This window comes from Klebsiella sp. CSG-1, from assembly GCF_056521145.1.
On the sequence record NZ_JBWNLD010000007.1, the window covers coordinates 89,592 to 106,497 of the forward strand.

12 protein-coding genes are annotated in these 16,906 nt (G+C 57.5%); 3 read left to right on the top strand and 9 right to left on the bottom strand.

Annotation, left to right across the window (positions count from 1 at the left end):
* Nucleotides 1–376 precede the first annotated feature (376 nt).
* A complete protein-coding gene (gene gltP / locus AC007G_RS17725) occupies nucleotides 377–1,690 on the top strand; it encodes a glutamate/aspartate:proton symporter GltP (protein ID WP_032689914.1) in 1,314 nt (437 codons plus the stop codon).
* Nucleotides 1,691–2,522: 832 nt separating this feature from the next.
* Here the strand turns inward: gltP and AC007G_RS17730 are convergent.
* On the bottom strand, nucleotides 2,523–3,206 hold the full coding sequence (locus tag AC007G_RS17730) for a tetratricopeptide repeat protein (protein WP_032689910.1): 684 nt from the start codon (nucleotides 3,204–3,206) through the stop codon (nucleotides 2,523–2,525).
* A gap of 168 nt (nucleotides 3,207–3,374) precedes the next feature.
* The gene (fdhF, locus tag AC007G_RS17735; RefSeq protein ID WP_205343238.1) at nucleotides 3,375–5,522 is read right to left on the bottom strand and encodes a formate dehydrogenase subunit alpha; all 2,148 of its coding nucleotides are present in this window, start codon (nucleotides 5,520–5,522) and stop codon (nucleotides 3,375–3,377) included.
* A 273-nt stretch (nucleotides 5,523–5,795) separates the two neighbouring features.
* Between fdhF and AC007G_RS17740 the strand changes: the two genes are divergently transcribed.
* The gene (locus AC007G_RS17740; protein ID WP_015585352.1) at nucleotides 5,796–6,524 is read left to right on the top strand and encodes a response regulator; all 729 of its coding nucleotides are present in this window, start codon (nucleotides 5,796–5,798) and stop codon (nucleotides 6,522–6,524) included.
* A gap of 37 nt (nucleotides 6,525–6,561) precedes the next feature.
* On the opposite strand, the gene AC007G_RS17745 is transcribed toward AC007G_RS17740, so the two are convergent.
* Genes AC007G_RS17745 through AC007G_RS17755 form a run of 3 tightly spaced genes read right to left on the bottom strand, consistent with a single transcriptional unit; the run spans nucleotide 6,562 to nucleotide 10,053 of the window.
* Nucleotides 6,562–7,503: an ABC transporter substrate-binding protein gene (locus AC007G_RS17745; protein WP_064793404.1), complete on the bottom strand. Its 942-nt coding sequence runs from the start codon at nucleotides 7,501–7,503 to the stop codon at nucleotides 6,562–6,564.
* Between the two features lie 31 nt (nucleotides 7,504–7,534).
* Nucleotides 7,535–8,536 (bottom strand): ABC transporter permease subunit, encoded by a 1,002-nt coding sequence (locus tag AC007G_RS17750; protein ID WP_032689906.1) that lies wholly within the window; start codon nucleotides 8,534–8,536, stop codon nucleotides 7,535–7,537.
* Nucleotides 8,533–10,053, bottom strand: a complete 1,521-nt coding sequence (locus tag AC007G_RS17755; protein ID WP_032689905.1) for a sugar ABC transporter ATP-binding protein — start codon at nucleotides 10,051–10,053, stop codon at nucleotides 8,533–8,535. The genes AC007G_RS17750 and AC007G_RS17755 overlap by 4 nt, the downstream gene beginning before the upstream one ends.
* 185 nt (nucleotides 10,054–10,238) lie before the next feature.
* Between AC007G_RS17755 and AC007G_RS17760 the strand changes: the two genes are divergently transcribed.
* Nucleotides 10,239–12,845 carry an ATP-binding protein gene (locus AC007G_RS17760; RefSeq protein ID WP_032689981.1) on the top strand — a complete coding sequence of 869 codons (2,607 nt, stop codon included), beginning with the start codon at nucleotides 10,239–10,241 and terminating at the stop codon, nucleotides 12,843–12,845.
* Here the strand turns inward: AC007G_RS17760 and alsK are convergent.
* From alsK to alsA, 4 genes are read right to left on the bottom strand one after another with little or no spacing between them, the layout of a single operon-like run.
* Nucleotides 12,757–13,704, bottom strand: a complete 948-nt coding sequence (alsK, locus tag AC007G_RS17765) for an allose kinase (protein ID WP_032697116.1) — start codon at nucleotides 13,702–13,704, stop codon at nucleotides 12,757–12,759. The genes AC007G_RS17760 and alsK overlap by 89 nt on opposite strands.
* Nucleotides 13,688–14,383 carry a D-allulose 6-phosphate 3-epimerase gene (gene alsE, locus AC007G_RS17770; protein ID WP_032689903.1) on the bottom strand — a complete coding sequence of 232 codons (696 nt, stop codon included), beginning with the start codon at nucleotides 14,381–14,383 and terminating at the stop codon, nucleotides 13,688–13,690. The genes alsK and alsE overlap by 17 nt, the downstream gene beginning before the upstream one ends.
* Nucleotides 14,384–14,393: 10 nt before the next feature.
* Complete coding sequence (alsC, locus tag AC007G_RS17775) at nucleotides 14,394–15,374, bottom strand: D-allose ABC transporter permease (protein WP_004856559.1); 981 nt, start codon at nucleotides 15,372–15,374, stop codon at nucleotides 14,394–14,396.
* Nucleotides 15,353–16,885 carry a D-allose ABC transporter ATP-binding protein AlsA gene (gene alsA, locus AC007G_RS17780; protein ID WP_032689902.1) on the bottom strand — a complete coding sequence of 511 codons (1,533 nt, stop codon included), beginning with the start codon at nucleotides 16,883–16,885 and terminating at the stop codon, nucleotides 15,353–15,355. Before alsA ends, alsC begins: the two co-directional genes overlap by 22 nt.
* Between the last annotated feature and the right edge of the window lie 21 nt (nucleotides 16,886–16,906).

The following is a 16,906-nucleotide window of genomic DNA, read 5'->3' on the forward strand; positions in this document are numbered from 1 at the left end:
CAAGTAAACGTTAAGAGTAGGGGCTTTCGCGGCTTTGTTTGCTATTTGGGGGACAGATCACGCATTGATTCAACTGAATGAAAATCAATCAAATGAAACTTTGAAGTGAAATAATTTCAGAAATGTATTTATAGAAATGGAAGCTATGAAATTTTTTTTATAACAGATACTTATGCATCAGAAGTGGGGAAAGTTAGCGAATTTATGCAGAAACCCAGAGAAAAGCCCTGTTCTTAAACGCTTGCGTAGCATGCCGTGCAGATGATACTGATACCGCGCGTTAAAAAACCCCATAGAGCAACGCAACACAATTCATATCCCTTTCAGTGGGCATCATGACTTCCGGGAATGGTGCCTCTCATTGAGGAAGTCAGTAGTGAAGAAAAAAACAAAAGTCAGCCTGGCCTGGCAGATTTTGCTGGCCCTGGTGCTGGGTATTCTGCTGGGCAGCTATCTGCATTACCATGCCGACGGTCGTGATTGGTTAATTGCGAATTTCCTGACGCCGGCAGGCGATATCTTTATCCACCTGATCAAGATGATCGTCGTTCCGATTGTTATCTCGACGCTGATTGTCGGGATTGCGGGCGTTGGCGACGCGAAGCAGCTGGGCCGTATCGGCGCGAAAACCATTATCTATTTTGAAGTGATCACCACCGTGGCGATCGTGCTGGGGATTACCCTGGCCAACGTCTTCCAGCCGGGTAGCGGTATTGATATGTCGCAGCTGGCCGCGGTGGATATTTCGAAATATCAAAGCACAACGGCAGAGGTGCAAAGTCACGCTCACGGCCTGATGGGAACGATACTGTCGCTGGTGCCGACCAACATTGTCGCGTCGATGGCGAAAGGCGATATGTTGCCGATTATCTTCTTCTCGGTACTGTTCGGTCTGGGACTCTCTTCGCTGCCAGCGACCCATCGTGAACCGCTGGTGACCGTTTTCCGCTCCATTTCCGAAACCATGTTCAAAGTGACCCACATGGTGATGCGCTATGCGCCGGTCGGGGTGTTTGCGCTGATTTCGGTGACCGTTGCCACCTTTGGCTTCGCCTCGCTGTGGCCGCTGGCCAAACTGGTTATCCTGGTCTACTTCGCGATTCTGTTCTTCGCGCTGGTGGTGCTGGGGATCGTGGCGCGGGTATGCGGATTAAGTATCTGGATTCTGATCCGTATCCTGAAAGACGAGCTGATTCTGGCCTACTCTACCGCCAGCTCCGAGAGCGTATTGCCGCGTATTATTGAGAAGATGGAAGCCTATGGCGCGCCGGCTTCTATTACCAGCTTTGTCGTGCCGACCGGCTACTCGTTTAACCTCGATGGCTCAACGCTGTATCAGAGCATCGCGGCGATCTTTATTGCCCAGCTGTACGGTATTGACCTGTCGCTGTGGCAGGAGATAACCCTGGTGCTGACGCTGATGGTAACTTCGAAAGGGATTGCCGGCGTGCCGGGCGTCTCCTTCGTGGTGCTGCTGGCGACACTGGGGAGCGTAGGGATTCCGCTGGAAGGGCTGGCCTTTATTGCTGGCGTTGACCGTATCCTCGATATGGCGCGTACCGCGCTGAACGTGGTGGGGAATGCGCTGGCGGTACTGGTGATTGCCAAGTGGGAGCACAAGTTTGACCGCAAAAAAGCGCTGGCTTATGAGCGTGAAGTGCTGGGCAAATTTGATAAAACGGCGCAGTAAAATGCAAAACCCGGCGCTATCGCGTCGGGCTCAGATTGTAGACAAAGAGTAAGCGTCTTAATAAATTGCCCGGCGGCGCTGCGCTTGCGCGGGCCGACTGAAATTGTGCAAGCGTTGAGATTGCGGGTTTCGTAGGCCGGGTCAGGCGTCAGCCGCCACCCGGCAAAACGCGGGCTCAATGTTCGGGCAGGTTTGTCAGGCCGTCTTAAAACCTGGCGCTATCGCGTCGGGCTCAGATTGTAGACAAAGAGTCAGCGTCTTAAATTGCCCGGCGGCGCTGCGCTTGCGCGGGCCTACTGAAATTGTGCAAGCGTTGAGATTGCGGGTTTCGTAGGCCGGGTCAGGCGTCAGCCGCCACCCGGCAAAACGCGGGCTTAATGTTCAGGCAGGTTTGTCAGGCCGTCTTAAAGCCCGGCGCTATCGCGTCGGGCTCAGATTGTAGACAAAGAGTCAGCGTCTTAAATTGCCCGGCGGCGCTGCGCTTGCGCGGGCCTACTGAAATTGTGCAAGCGTTGAGATTGCGGGTTTCGTAGGCCGGGTCAGGCGTCAGCCGCCACCCGGCGAAACGCGGGCTTAATGTTCAGGCAGGTTTGTCAGGCCGTCTTAAAACCTGGCGCTATCGCGTCGGGCTCAGATTGTAGACAAAGAGTCAGCGTCTTAAATTGCCCGGCGGCGCTGCGCTTGCGCGGGCCGACTGAAATTGTGCAAGCGTTGAGATTGCAGGTTTCGTAGGCCGGGTCAGGCGTCAGCCGCCACCCGGCAAAACGCGGGCTTAATGTGCGGGCAGGTTTGTCAGCCATCTTAAAGCCCGGCGCTATCGCCGGGCTTTTTCTTATCTTTTACTTATCCTGTCGAACTCTTCGCAGCCGGTATCAAACCCCTCCTGACAGCTGACATTGAGCCAGTGCAGCGCTTTCTGCTGGTTGGGTTCGATAAAGCCTTGTTCTCCCTGCAGGAACATCATCCCGGCCCAGTATTCGGCATAACCGGTACGGGACAGCGAGGAGCTGCGTTTAAAATAGTCCGTTGCCCTGGCGTCATCCTCTGTCATCTGGACGCCGCTGGCGTAAATCAAACCTAACAGCATCTGGGCGTCGACGGCGGAGTCGCTTTCCGGATCCTGGGCGGCATCCTGTAGCAGGGTGATGGCATGTGAATAGTCCGTCGGCCCGGCCTGATGGTTGACCAACACGCGGGCCAGGATAATTTCTCCTGCCTTGCTGCCAACCTGTACCGCCTTCTCAGCCAGGTCTCTGGCCTGTTTGTAATCGGCCTGCTGCGGGTTGCGAATTTTCAGCTGGGCCAGCAGCGCCAGCGCATCCCCGTCACCGTTATCGGCCGATTTCTGCGCCCAGTATTCGGCCTGCTGATAATCACCGTAACTGACGTAGGTATCGGCAAGATAGTACTGCGCCCGCGGATCGCCGGCTTCCGCCTGTTGTTGGTACTGGCTGCCGGGATCGGTAGCGCCCGCGGCAAGAGAGAACAGCATCAGAAGTAAAGAGAGGTATTTCATTTTTTATTATCGGTCAGGAACACAGCGCGCAGTATAAAGGGAGGCGAAAAAGAAGAAAATGGCGGCGGTTGCCAGGTTCGATAAAAGTGGGCTGCGTCAGCTATCCCGCAACCCGGATGGTGAAAATCCCCCCCGGCCAGCGTCATGTAGCCGGGGGGGCCTTCTGTCTTAACCCAACGCGCTTTCGCGCAGACGGGCTTTCAGCCTGGTGTACTCATCAATCACATACTGCTCGGCGGCGCGCTGGTCGGCGATGCGCTCAACGTTCACGGCACAGTACTTGTACTCCGGCGTTTTGGTTATCGGGCTTAAGTTCTCCGCGACCAGCTCGTTACAGGCGCCAATCCACCACTGATAGGTCATATAGACCGCCCCTTTATTCGGACGATCGCTGACCTGCGCGCGGGTGATAATGCGGCCTTTCCGCGAGTTCACCCACACCAGCGCCTCATCCTCAATGCCCAGTCGCGCGGCATCGGCGGTATTGATTTGCGCATACCCCGGTTCATCCGCCAGCGCGGCCAGCGCCGCGCAGTTGCCGGTCATCGAGCGGCACGAATAGTGGCCTACTTCCCGCACCGTGGAGAGCACCATCGGATACTCGTCGGTGAGTTTATCGATCGGCGCAACCCAGTCGCAGGTGAAGAACTGCGCCAGGCCGTTCGGGGTGTCGAACTTCTCTTTAAACAGATAAGAGGTCCCCTGGTCGGCGTCGGACTCATCGCGGCACGGCCACATGACGTAGCCCAGCTCGCCCATTTTCTCGTAGGTGGCGCCGTAAAAGTCCGGGCACAGATGCCGCAACTCGTCCCAGATCTCCTGGGTGTTGTTGTAGTGCATCGGATAGCCCATCCGGGTGGCGATTTCGCTGATGATCTGCCAGTCGGTTTTCAGGTCCCACTTCGGCTCCACCGCTTTAAAGAAGCGCTGGAAGCCGCGGTCCGCTGCGGTATAGACGCCTTCGTGCTCGCCCCACGAGGTGGACGGCAGGATAACGTCGGCCGCCGCAGCGGTTTTGGTCATGAAAATATCCTGGACAATCACCAGCTCCAGCTCTTCAAACGCTTTACGCACCGCAGAGAGCTCGGCGTCGGTCTGCAGCGGATCTTCGCCCATAATGTACGCCGCCCGCACTTCACCGTGCGCCGCGCGGTGCGGCAGCTCGCTGATGCGATAGCCGGTATGCTCCGGCAGGCTCTCTACGCCCCAGGCCCGGGCGAACTTCTCGCGGTGCTCCGGAAACTTCACGTATTGATAGCCCGGATAGGTGTCCGGCAGCGCCCCCATATCGCAGGCGCCCTGCACGTTGTTCTGGCCGCGCACCGGGTTGACGCCGACGCTCGGCTTGCCGAGGTTACCGGTGAGGATCGCCAGGCTGGTCAGCGAGCGCACGGTCTCCACGCCCTGATAGAACTGGGTCACGCCCATGCCCCACAGGATGGCGGCGGATTTCGCGCCGGCGTACATCCGGGCACAGGCGCGGATCTCCTGCGCGCTGACGCCGGTGATGGTTTCCACCGACTCCGGCGTATAGCCTTCGACGATTTTGCGATACTCGTCGAAGCCCTCGGAACGGCTGGCGACGAAGGATTTATCGTAGAGATCTTCTTCGATAATCACCTGCCCGATGGCGTTGAGCAGCGCGATGTTCGAGCCGTTCTTCAGCGCAATGTGCATATCGGCGATACGCGCTGTTTCGATTTTACGCGGATCGCAGACGATAATTTTCGCCCCATTGCGTTTGGCGTTGATCACGTGATTCGCCACAATAGGGTGTGAATCTGCCGGGTTGTACCCGAAGATAAACACGAGATCGGTGTTATCAATCTCTGTGATGGCATTACTCATGGCGCCATTACCGACCGACTGGTGCAGACCTGCAACCGAAGGGCCGTGTCAGACGCGAGCGCAGCAGTCGACGTTATTGGTACCAATAACGGCGCGCGCGAACTTTTGCATCACATAGTTGGTTTCGTTCCCCGTCCCGCGGGAGGAGCCGGTGGTCTGAATGGCGTCCGGACCGTACTTCGCCTTAATGGCGCTGAGACGGGTCGCGACGTAGTCGAGCGCTTCCTGCCAGGAGACGGATTCCAGTTTGCCGCCACGCTGACGGCGGATCATAGGGGTTTTCAGGCGCGGGGTGAGGATCTGGGTATCGTTAATGAAATCCCAGCCATAATAGCCTTTCAGGCACAGGGTTCCCTGGTTGGTTTTCCCCTGTGCCGCCTCAGCCCGGACGATTTTGCCGTTATCGACCACCAGGTTGATTTTGCAACCTGATGCGCAATACGGGCAAACCGTGACGACTTTTTTCATCGGTCTTGCTCCAGTTGATCAATGGGCGCATATGCGCTATCACGCCGTCAATATGCATCTTCTATGCCATGTTTTCATTGTGGGTATTGACTGATGATACGTCGATTTTTTGGGCTAAATGCTGACGAAAAGCAGGGCGTCGTCAGTTTTGACGTGTCGAAGGGAGGTGAGATGTGACATGGATTGAAGAAACGCGATCCGGTAATGGATTTGTCGTGGGGGCTTTGCTGAATTAATCAGACAGAGATCGTTCCGTGCGGGCAGAGGCAAGTAATGAAACCGGTCATTTTGGTTGTGGATGACGACAGCGCGATTGGCGAGCTGCTTAGCGATGTGCTCAGCGCGCATGTTTTTGACGTGCTGCTGTGCCAGACCGGCAGCGATGCGCTGGCGGTGGCGGCCCAGCGGACGGATATCTCGCTGGTGCTGCTGGATATGATTCTCCCTGACACCAACGGGCTGCTGGTACTGCAACAGCTGCAGCGCAGCCGACCTGATTTACCGGTCGTGATGCTGACCGGCCTCGGCAGCGAATCCGACGTAGTGGTAGGGCTGGAAATGGGCGCCGATGATTATATTGCCAAGCCGTTTAACTCCCGGGTGGTGGTGGCGCGGGTGAAGGCGGTGCTCAGGCGTAGCGGCGCGCTGGGCGCTGAAGGCGCGAGCGGCGGCACGGGATTGCTCTTTAACGGCTGGCGGCTGGATACGTTTCGCTGCGAGTTGTTTAACTCGCAACAGCAAGCGGTGCCGCTGACCCAGGGAGAGTACAGCCTGCTGCTGGCGCTGGCGCAAAACGCCCGCCGGGTGCTTAACCGTGAGCAGCTGTTGGCTCTGACCCATAGCGAAAGCACCGAAGTCTTTGACCGGACGATTGACGTGCTGATCATGCGCCTGCGGCGCAAAATCGAACCGAATCCGCATCAGCCGACGCTGATCAAAACCCTGCGCGGTCTGGGCTATGTGTTCGCCGCAGATGTTATCCACGGCGACAGGGCGGCGTAGCCCCGGCAGACGCGGGGCCAGCGGGGAGATAGTGCTCTTACTTCACGGTCCAGCCTTTGTAACTACCGATATTGTTTTTATCGATCAGGGTCACCGGGATCAGCACCGGTGCGGACGGGGCCGGTTTACCCTGCAGAATGTCATAACCGATCTCGACCGCTTTCGCCGCCATCACCTGCGGGTCCTGCGCCGGCGTCGCCACAAACAGCGAGTTTTTACGTTTCAACGCCTCTTCACCGTCCGGACTGCCGTCGACGCCAACGATAAAGAACTCATGACGTTGCGCCTGTTTTGCCGCCAGATCGGCACCGATCGCGGTCGGATCGTTGATGGCAAAGACGCCATCGATCTTCGGATTCGCGGCCAGCAGTGAGGTCATAATTTCCAGACCCCCCTCACGGCTGCCTTTCGCGTTCTGGTTGTAGGAGAGCACTTTGATATCCGGGTGGCGTGCAAACTCGGCCTGGCAGCCTTCAACGCGGTTCTGCACGGCGGAAACCGGCGGCCCGTTGATAATCACCACATTCCCTTTGCCTTTCAGGCGGTCGGTGATGTATTTACAGGCCATTTCTCCCGCCTGAGTGTTATCAGAGGTGATAGTGGCATTGGCGCCTTCGGCGGCCACGTCCACCGCAACCACCACGATCCCGGCATCTTTCGCGCGTTTTACCGCCGGGCCAATCCCTTTTGAGTCGGCGGCGTTGAGGATAATCATGTCGACTTTGGCGGCAATAAAGTTATCGATCTGCGCCACCTGCTGACCCAGATCGTAACCGCTGGAGACCAGCGTCACTTTCACATTGTCTCCGGCCAGCTTACGGGCTTCCAGTTCCGCGCCTTTGGTGATTTGTACAAAGAACGGGTTGGCTAAATCCCCCACCGTGACGCCGATTGATTTCAGCTCTTTGGCCTGGGTAAAGGGCGCTGCGGTAAGCAGCGCGCCGGCACAGAGTGCGGTTACTATGGGTTTCAAACGCATGCTGTTTTCCTCTGTCTGTAGGGTATTGTTGTTATGCACTTTGATGGTGTCGGGTACGGTATTTGTCGATCAGCACCGCAATGATGATCACCGCCCCTTTGATCACCAGTTGCCAGAAATAGGAGACGCCCATCAGCGTCATACCGTTATTGAGCGTGGCGATAATCAACGCCCCCACTAGCGTGCCGGTGATAGTGCCGATGCCGCCAACGAAGCTGGTCCCGCCGAGAATAACGGCGGCGATGGCATCCAGCTCATAACCTACGCCGAGGTTGCCGTTGGCGCTGTACAGCCGCGAGGCGCTCATGACGCCGCCCAGCCCGGAGAGCAAGCCGCTCATGCCGTAAACGAACAGCAGCACCAGCCACACTTTGATCCCCGTGAGCCTTGCCGCCTGCATATTGCCGCCCACGGCGTAGATATGAACGCCGAGGGTGGTACGGCGCAGAATGAACCAGCACACCGCCACCACCAGCAGCGCGATCACCACCAGCCACGGAACCGGCCCGAGGTAATCGTTGCCGATCCATTCGAAGCTGATATCGGAGTTAATCACCGTGGTGCCGTCGGCCAGCAGATAGGCGGCCCCGCGCAGGGCCGTATAGGTCCCGAGCGTGACGATAAACGGCGGTAGCCCGGCGAAGGCGACCAGCGCGCCGTTAAACAAACCGAGCAGCAGGCCGAGCATCAGCGCCGCCGGAATCGACAGCAGCGACAGCTCCGGGGTCAGCGATACCACCATGGCCGCCACCGCGGTCGTGCCGAGAATCGAGCCGACGGACAGATCGATCCCCCCGGTCAAAATGATGAAAGTCATCCCGGCGGCGAGCACGATGTTGATCGACGCCTGACGGGTAATATTCAACAGATTGCTTTCGGTAAAGAAATTGGGGGCGATAAAGCCAAATACCGCCACAATCAGGATTAAAATCGGCAGGATACCGACCGTTTGTAGCAGATCGCCCATCAGGATTTTCTTCGCCGATACCGATTTTGCCACCGGCTGCGCGGCGGTCTCTTTCTGTGTTGTCATGGTGATACCGCCTTAAGGTGAGAGTCGTTTACGCCGGTGGCCAGCGTCATAATGCTTTCCTGGCTGATGTCGCCGGCCTGGAGTTCGCCGGCGATGCTGCCTTCGCGCATGACGTACACCCGGTCGCTCATGCCGACCACTTCGGGGAGTTCGCTGGAGATCATCAGAATGGCCACCCCCTGGCGCGCCATCTGGGTCATGATGCGGTAAATCTCGCTTTTGGCGCCGACGTCAACGCCGCGCGTCGGTTCATCAAGCAGCAAAATGCGCGGACCGATGGCGACCCAGCGGGAGATCAGCAGCTTTTGCTGATTGCCGCCGGAAAGGCCGCCGGCCCGCACCTGCGCGTGCGGTACGCGAATATTGAGCAGGGAGATCGCATCGTCGGAGACGGTCTGCGCCTTTTTGCGATTGAGCATGCCCCAGCGGGCATCCCGTTCGAGGGTGGCCATGGTGATGTTCTCCTGCGCCGCCATTTCGAGGAACAGCCCCTGCTCCTTGCGATTTTCGGTGAGAAAGCCGATTCCCAGCTCGATGGCTGCGCGCGGAGAGTGAATGACCACCGGCTCGCCGTCGATCTCGATGACGCCGCCGGTGGCCCGACGCACGCCGAAAATCAGCTGCGCCAGTTCCGAGCGGCCGGCGCCGACCAGACCGGCCAGGCCGACGATTTCCCCGGCCCGTACCACCAGACTGCTGGCTTTCACTTTGCCGCCGTCGGTCAAATCCTGTATCCGCAGGCGCGGCTGGCCGGGTGGAATATCACGCTCTTTATTGAACAGGTCGCTTAACGGACGGCCGACCATCATGCGCACCAGCTCGGAGGCGTTGAGCTTGTCGCGGGTCAGGCTGCCGACGTACTGGCCGTCGCGCAATACGCTGACGCGGTCGGAGAGTTCATAAACCTCCGCCATCCGGTGGCTGATGTAGATAATTGCCATCCCTTCGTCGCGCAGGCGCAGAATCAGCTCAAACAGGCGCTGGGTCTCACGGGAGGAGAGGGCAGCGGTGGGTTCGTCCATCACCAGGACCCGGCTGTTGCGATGCAGGGCGCGGGCGATCTCCACCTGCTGCTGTTCGGCAATGGTCAGGGTCATCACCCGGTCGCCGGCCTTAAACTGAGCGCCGAGACGATCTATCACCGCCTGGGCCTGATGAATCATCTCTTTGCGCTGTACCAGTCCGCCGCGCGCCAGCTCGCTGCCGAGGAAAATGTTCTCAGCGACGGTTAAATTCGGCGCCAGCTGCATCTCCTGGTAAATCAGCGTGATCCCGGCGGCCAGCGCATCTTTTGGCCCTTTAATGGCGTGCGGCCGTCCGTCGATCAGGATCTCGCCGCTGGTAGCGGTATACGCTCCCGCGAGGATCTTCATCAACGTGCTTTTGCCGGCGCCGTTCTCCCCCATTAAGGCGTGGATCTCACCGGGCCAGACCGTCAGATCGACGCCTTTCAGCGCATAAAACTTGCCAAAGGCTTTGGCAATATTGCGCATGGATAGTACCGGTGTCCCCTGCATGGCGGCTCTCCTGCGAGTGTGATCGAGAATCGCAGTGCACCACAGGACGATAAATACAAAATGTCAGACGCCGTTCATATTTGTCATATTGATGAATAGTTAACCTGGCTCACAATTACGCGATGCGGCTCTCCCGGTCCGGGTCAGCAACCGCCAGGATAAATAAAAAGATCGTGGAGCTGACCATGCCATCCCATCGCTACCCGTTTTTCACCAGCGCTCGCGGGCGTCTGCTGTCGTTTAATTTGCTGATGGTGGCGGTGACGCTGATGGTGGCCGGCGTGGCGCTGCTGGGCTTTCGCCATGCCAGCCTGCTACAAGAACAGGTGCAGCGGCAGACGCTGGATGATATGACCGGCAGTATGAATCTGGCGCGCGACACCGCGAACGTTGCCACCGCGGCGGTTCGCCTCTCCCAGGTGGTCGGTGCGCTGGAGTATAAAAGCGAGGCTGAACGCCTGCTGGAGACCCAGCAGGCCCTGAAATATTCCCTCTCTCACCTCGCCGCCGCGCCGCTAGCGCAACAGGAGCTGGCGCTGGTGGCCAGTATTATTCGCCGCAGCAATGAGCTGCAGCAGAGCGTGGGTGGCATGCTGGAACGCGGTCAGCGTCGTCATCTGCAGCGTAATGAACTGCTCAGCTCGCTGTATCAGAACCAGAGCTATCTCCGGCATATTCAGGATCTTAACGATCGGTATGGCGCAGACGCGATCGATCCCCGGCCGCTGGCCGAGATGGATCGGCTGATCGTTGCGGCCATCCATACTTCGACGCCGCGATCGATCGTCCAGCAGCTGGATAAGGTGCGAGGTTTTCTGCCGACGACCAGCCGCGATCCTACGCTGGCCGCGATTCTGCAGGATTTCAACGGCGAGCTGGCCAGGCTGGAGCCGCTCTCGGCGCAGCTGGAGGAGAGCGATTTGGCCATCGGCTGGTATATGTTTCACATCAAGGCGCTGGTGGCGCTGCTCAACAGCGATATTAATCAGTACGTTGCCCGGGTCGCGCAGGCGTCTGAGCTGCGGGCGGCGCAGAGCCATCGGGAGCTACGTTCCATCAGTATGTTTATTTTGCTGTCGGCGCTGCTGGCGCTGGTGATAACCGGCTTCGCCGGCTGGTATATCTACCGTAACCTCGGCTCCAGTCTGACCGCCATCTCCCGCGCGATGTCGCGTCTGGCCCACGGCGAGCAGGAGGTCTCTGTCCCGGGGCTTCAGCGACGCGATGAGCTGGGAGAGCTGGCGCGCGCCTTCAACGTCTTTGCCCGCAATACCGCGTCGTTGGCCCATACCTCCCAGCTGCTGAAAGAAAAAAGTACCCTGCTGGAGACCACCTTTCATGCCATGCGCGACGGCTTCGCGCTGTTTGATAACCAGGGGCTGCTGGTGGTGTGGAATCCGCAGTATCCGCTGCTGTTAGGGCTGGCGGCCAATGATCTGCAGCGCGGCATTCACTATCAGCAGCTGCTGGGCCAGGCCGCTCCGCTGGCGGAACATATCCGTGACAACCTGTCCCGTCCGCTACCCAAACCCCAGGAGCTACAGCTGGCGGGCGATCGTACCATTGAGCTGCGCTTTAGTCCGGTTCCCGGGCGCGGGCTGGTGAACGTGGTACTCGACAGAACCGAACGCAAAGGGCTGGAGCAGGCGCTGGTTCACAGCCAGAAAATGAAAGCGGTCGGCCAGCTGACCGGCGGCCTGGCGCATGATTTTAATAACCTGCTGGCGGTGATTATCGGCAGTCTTGAACTGGTTCAGCCGCAGGACGCGGACGTGCCGCGGATCTCCCGGGCGCGAAAAGCCGCAGAACGCGGCGCGCTGCTCACCCAGCGGCTGCTGGCCTTCTCGCGTAAGCAGTCGCTGCACCCCAATGCCGTGGCGATGAAACCGCTGCTGGAGAACCTGGGCGAACTGATGCGCCATTCTCTGCCGACGACGCTGACTCTGCAGATTGAGGCACAGTCACCCGCGTGGCCTGCGTGGATTGACATCGGCCAGCTGGAAAACGCCATTATCAATCTGGTGATGAACGCTCGCGATGCAATGGAAGGGCGCTCAGGGGTGATTAAGCTGCGCACCTGGAACCAGCGCGTGGCCCGCAGCGACGGGCGGCGGCAGGATATGGTGGCGCTGGAGGTGATTGACCACGGTAGCGGGATGTCACAGGAGGTCAAAGCCCAGGTGTTCGAACCGTTCTTTACCACCAAACAGACCGGCAGCGGCAGCGGTCTGGGGCTGTCGATGGTCTATGGTTTTGTCCGCCAGTCCGGCGGGCGGGTGGCTATTGAGAGCGCGCCGGGCCAGGGGACCACGGTGCGTTTACAGCTGCCGCGCGCGGCGGTGCAGGCGCCGAGCGGCGGCACGTTACCGGAAGTAGAGCAGACGGTGAGCGGTGAACGGCTGGCGCTGGTGCTGGAGGATGAGGCCGATGTGCGTCAGACTCTTTGTGAGCAGCTTCATCAGCTCGGCTGGTTAACCCTGGAGGCCGGGAACGGGGAGCAGGCGCTGCAGTTACTTGAGGCTTCGACGGAAATTGCGCTGCTGATTAGCGACCTGATGCTGCCGGGCAGATTGAGCGGAGCCGAGGTGATCAACGAAACCCAGCGCCGTTTCCCGACGGTGGCGGTGCTGCTGATCAGCGGCCAGGATCTGCGTCCGGCGCACAATCCTGCGCTGCCGGACGTCGAGCTGCTGCGTAAACCCTTCAGTCGGACACAGCTGATGCAGGCGCTGCGACAGGTTGTGGTAAATAACGGCTGCGGGCCAGTGCCGCAGCCCCTTGAGCACCATTAAATGTTGAGGACGATGCGGCAACAAACTGCACTGCCTGATAAGGCAACGGGCGGCGAATATGCGCTTTGATCATGGTGAGCAGCGCCTCGCGTGGAAAGCCGGACATGTCCATCACGCCGCCGCCGAGGATCACTGCATCGGGGTCGAACAGGTTGATGCTGGTGGCGATTGCGCGGGCGGCGTGGTGCAGGAGAGCCTGTACAAACGGCTCCTCAGCGGCGTGCAAAAACAGCTCATCCAGCGCATAGTCGCGCGGTTGTTGTTCATACCAGCGTTTGAGCGCGATGCCGGAGCAGACGGTTTCCAGACAACCGGGATTACCGCAACCGCAGATGAGCGCGTTGTCGCCCTGAGGGATATGACCCAGCTCTCCCGCCACGCCGTGCGCGCCTGTCCACGGCCCGCCGTTTAACCAGATGGCGAAGCCCATGCCGGTGCCGAGATAAGCGGCTAGCACCTGTTGCTCTTGCAAACCATTTTCCTGCACGTCAAATGAGAGCTGAAGATTGACATCGCGGGAAAATTCGACCGGACAGGCCAGCGAATGCTCCAGCTCATCGGCGAGCGTACGCAGGGTTTCCGGCGGTAACGATAGGTTGGGGGTGGAGATAATCGTCCGTTTATCTCTGCTTACCAATGCCGGAAAGCCCATCACCAGGCCGCAGCAACGGGCCTGAAAGCGGTCAAGCTGCTGCTGAATCAACATGGTTATCCCGCTGACCAGACCGTCAGGCGCGATCGCTTCAGCAGTGCGCAGCTTCTCGCAATGCAGAGTCTCGCCCTGCGCGGTTTGCAGGCAAAAGCGGATATGGGTTGCGCCCATGTCCACACCTGCGACGACCTTACGCTGTTTTTGCATGAGGGAATACCTCGTTTTTGGCCGCCAGAATCTGCTCTGCCATGACCTGCCACGCGTCGTGAATATTGTCGCCATGGTTAAACAGACCGGAGGTACCGACGATAAAGACGTCCGCGCCTGCCGCCATCAGTTTTTGATAGGTCGCTTTATTGCATGAGCCGTCGATCTCAATCTCGTAGGCCAGTCCTTCTCGTTCTCGCCACGCTTTTAGTTCGCCGATCTTCTCCAGCATTTCAGGAATAAAGGGTTGGCCGGCGAAACCCGGATCGACGGTCATCACCGTAATTTTGTCCGCCTTGTGGATGTAATATTTCATCGTTTCAACCGGCGTTTCCGGATTGAGAATGAGCCCGACCTTCATGCCGTGGCGACGAATCTCCTCTATCAGGCGGAAAGCCTGACCGTTAATCGTTTCCGGATGCAGGGTGATAAAGTCCGCGCCTGCCTGCGCCAGCTGGCTGATGTAATCCTGTGGCCGGGTGACCATCAGATGGCAGTCCAGCGGTTTACTGGCCAGCTTCTTCACCTGACTGACGAAAAACGGCGATAGTGTCAGGTTAGGGACAAAATGACCGTCCATGATGTCGATGTGGAAGTAATCTGCATGCCGATCGATAAACTCGATCTGTTCTTTGAATTTCAGCAGGTCCATACACATTAAAGAGGGGGAAATTTTCATCATAAATTCCTTACTTACTGATAAGACGGTCGAGGGCGACAGCCGCGATAATTAATCCACCCATCACCACCAGCTGGTAGTAGGTTTGTACCTGGAGAATATTCAGGCCGTTGTTGATGGTGCCGATGATCAGGCCGCCAATCACCACAGAAAAAATGCGTCCCTTACCACCAAAGAAGCTGGTGCCGCCGATAATGGCGCTGGCAATGGCGTAGGTTTCAAAGCCCATTCCGGCCAGAGGCTCCGCGGCGCCGAGACGTGCCGTCGAGACCACCCCCGCCAGCCCGGCGCAGATGCCGGAGATAATGAACACCAGCAACATGTGGAATTTGACATCAATGCCAGAGTAAAAGGCGGAGTTTTTATTGCCGCCGAGGGCGTAGATATTGCGGCCCAACCGCATCCGGGTGGTCAGGAACCATAGAATCACGGCCACAATAAGCGAGAAGATGACCGGTACCGGGATCCCCAATACGCTGGCGGCAAAGAAATTGACGAACTCGAAAGAGAAGCCATAGACCGAGTTGGCGTCGGAGATAACCAGGGTGATACCGCGAAAAATCGCGTTAGTGCCGAGGGTAATAATGAACGGGTGCAAGCCGGTCCAGTTGACCAGGCAGCCGTTAATCGCGCCTAGCGCGCCGCCGACCAGCACGCCGCCAATCAGCGCCGCGAGGAACGGATCGACTCCTGCCAGCATGAGTTTGGCGGTCACCATGCCGGAAAGCGCCAGAATCGCCCCCACCGACAGGTCGATGCCTGCTACCAGAATAGCGAAGAATTCTCCCATTCCGATGAGCACCGTCACCGAGCTCTGAACAAATATTTGCGTGATGTTATTGGTCGTCAGAAAGTATTCCGACGACAGCGAGCCGAAAATCGCGACAATAATTGCGAGGATAAAAAAGGTGCCGTATTTATCCCAGAACAGTGCGAAGTTGAACGGCTTTTTGCCATCGGACTCCCCTTTTACTCTTGCGGCAGTGCCCATACCATAATCTCCTCTTCGCTCATGTCGTCGCGATTGGTCAGAATTTTCGTCAGCCGCCCTTCGCAGAACACGGCGATGCGGTCACAGACGGCGATAATTTCAGGAAGCTCGGATGACACCATCAGAATGACTTTTCCGTCATCCGCCAGCTGGCGCATCACTTTATAAATTTCGGCTTTCGCGCCGACGTCGATCCCGCGCGTCGGCTCATCGAAAATAATGACGTCGGGGTTGCAGCATAACCATTTGGATATCAGGACCTTTTGTTGGTTACCGCCGGAAAGTTCGGTGATGCTCTGATCGACAGAGTGGCACTTCAGCGCCAGTAATTTACGCTGCGCTTCCGCCGTTTTACGCTCGTTCTCTTCATGGAACAGCCCCATTGCCCCTTTATAGCCACCGTGTTTCAGGCTCTGACTGACAGCCATGTTTTGCGCAATGGAGAAATTGCCGAAGAAACCGTTGTCCCGGCGACTCTCCGTGATGTAACCCATACCTTTCTTTAAGGCATCCAGCGGTGAACGCGGGGTAATCGCTTTACCATTGAGGATGATTTCACCGCTGCTGCGCTTATCAACGCCAAACAGACAATCCATCAGTTCGGTACGCCCGGAGCCCACCAGACCGGCAAAGCCGAGAATTTCACCGCGATTGACGCTAAAGGAGATATCGCGGACCTTTTTCTTGTCCCGGCTGGTGACATTTTTCACCTCGAATACCGTTTCGCGCGCGATATTTCCGGTGTTCTCTTTCATCGCGTTAAAGCGGTTTTGCAACTCACGACCGACCATCAGACGTACGATATCGTCGTTATTGACCTCGCTGACCATGCCACTGCATACGCTGCTACCGTCCTTCATCACCGTGTAGCGGTCGCAGATCCGGCGTATCTCCGCCAGCTTGTGCGAGATATAGACGATGGCGGTCCCCTCTTTACGCAGCTGGTTCATGATCAGGAACAGGTAGTCCACCTCTTTGTTGGTCAGCGAAGAGGTAGGTTCATCCATGATCAGCACTTTGGCGTCGAGCATCAGTGTTTTCGCGATTTCCAGCATCTGCTTATGGCTGATGGACAGATTCGCGACTTTCTCATCTAAATCGACCTTTAATCCGATGCGCAGCAGCATCATTGCCGCTCTGATGCGCATCTCTTTCCAGTCGATAATATTGACGCCACAGACTTTTTTCGTCAGATGGCGGCCGATATATAAATTTTCCATTACGGTTAATTCATCAATAACGCTGAGTTCTTGATAAATAATGCCGATGCCGAGTCTGGCGGCTAATTTATGGTCGAGCCTGGCATAATTCACGTTATTAACCGTGATGGTGCCTGTGGTCGGTTCATGTATTCCCGACAAAACTTTCATTAACGTTGATTTCCCGGCACCGTTTTCCCCTAGCAACGCATGTATTTCGTGCGGATAAACGGTTAAATCGACCGATTTTAATGCGTGAACCGGACCAAATGATTTGCCGATCCCCGCCATTGAAATATATGGCGTGAGCATAATAACTCCTTACTTATTTTT